The organism is Cellulomonas sp. A375-1, from assembly GCF_001040865.1.
Lineage (GTDB): Bacteria > Actinomycetota > Actinomycetes > Actinomycetales > Cellulomonadaceae > Cellulomonas > Cellulomonas gelida.
Genome location: NZ_LFKW01000150.1, coordinates 1 through 1,286, shown reverse-complemented (window position 1 = coordinate 1,286; position 1,286 = coordinate 1). Strand labels below are relative to the sequence as shown.

Annotated in this window: 1 protein-coding gene; it reads left to right on the top strand. The window is 78.0% G+C overall.

Going from position 1 to position 1,286, the window contains the following annotated elements:
* Nucleotides 1-29 precede the first annotated feature (29 nt).
* Nucleotides 30-1,286: hypothetical protein (locus CWIS_RS15980; RefSeq protein ID WP_197080875.1), on the top strand; the 1,257-nt coding region annotated here is incomplete at its 3' end.

Genomic DNA, 1,286 nt, shown 5'->3' with positions numbered 1-1,286 from the left:
CGCGTCGGCGGGCCGCGACCGACGCCGGCTTGCTCGTCCTGACCGGGGCACTCGCGGCGGCGCTCGTGCTCGTCGCGCTGCTCGCCCCGCGCCTGGTGATGTCGGTCGCCGACCGGGGTGCGCGGGACGTCGTCGAGCGTGGCCGCCCGGGCACCGACCTGATCGCGGAGGTCGGCGGGGGCGACCCGCCGGTCGCCGGCGGACGCCCGCCCGAGCCGGCGGACGACCTGCGACGCGATGCGGCGACCATCGCCGACGGCGTGCCCGCCACGCTGCGCGGCTACCTCACCGAACCCATGACCACCACCACGACGTCCGCCTGGTACGCCCAGGTCCCCGCGGGCGTCGCGGCCGGACGGGTGGGCCACGTCCTGCCCTCCGACGGCAGCGACCCGGTGCGCTGGGTGGCCGGCCGCGCCCCGGCCCTGCTCCCCGACGTCCAGCCTGCGGAGGGTCAGCCCCTGGCCGACCTGCAGCGGCACGTGGAGGTCGGCGTGAGCGTCACGGGCGCGGAGGCGATGGGGCTCGAGCTCGGCGACGAGGTCGTCGTCAAGCCGGGGGGACTGCTCACGCGGCTGACGGCGGTGGTCGTCGGGACCTATGAGGTCGTCGACCTCGACGACCCGGTGTGGTCCGGGCTCGCGGACCTGGTCGAGGCCCGGCCCGCGCCGCGCGGGACCGGCGCGATCGCGGCCGCCGGGTTCCTCGTGTCGGACGCGTCGCTGCCCGACCTGCTCGTCGCTCTCGCGCCCACCGGCACGACCACGCAGGTCCGCTTCCTGGCGCGCGCCGACCAGCTGACGGCCGACGGCGCCGAGACGCTCGCGACCGAGGTCGCCGCGCTGTCCGCCGACCCGACGCCGCTGCGACTCATGGACGCACGCGTGCCGCTGATCAAGACCGGGCTCGACGACGCGCTGAACGCCTACCGGGATCGGCTCGCCGGCGCGACCGCGCAGGCCAGCGTGCTGCTGGCGGGCCTCGTGGCGGTCGGCGCGCTCACGCTGCTGCTCGCCGCGCGCCTGCTCGTCGAACGCCGCGCGTCGCTCTACACGCTCGAGCGTGCGCGCGGCGCGTCGGTCGCCTCCGTCGGGTGGCGCGCTCTGCTGGAGTCCGTGCCGGTGACCACGCTCGCGTGCGCGGTCGCGGTCGGGGCGCTCGCGGTCCTCGTCCCCCGCACGGGCGGCGCCTGGTGGCCGGGCGCCGCGGTCGCGGCGGTCGGCGTGCTCGCGCCTGCGGTCCTCGCGGCCACGCTCGTGCGTCGCTCCTGGACCGGACGTCGCGTG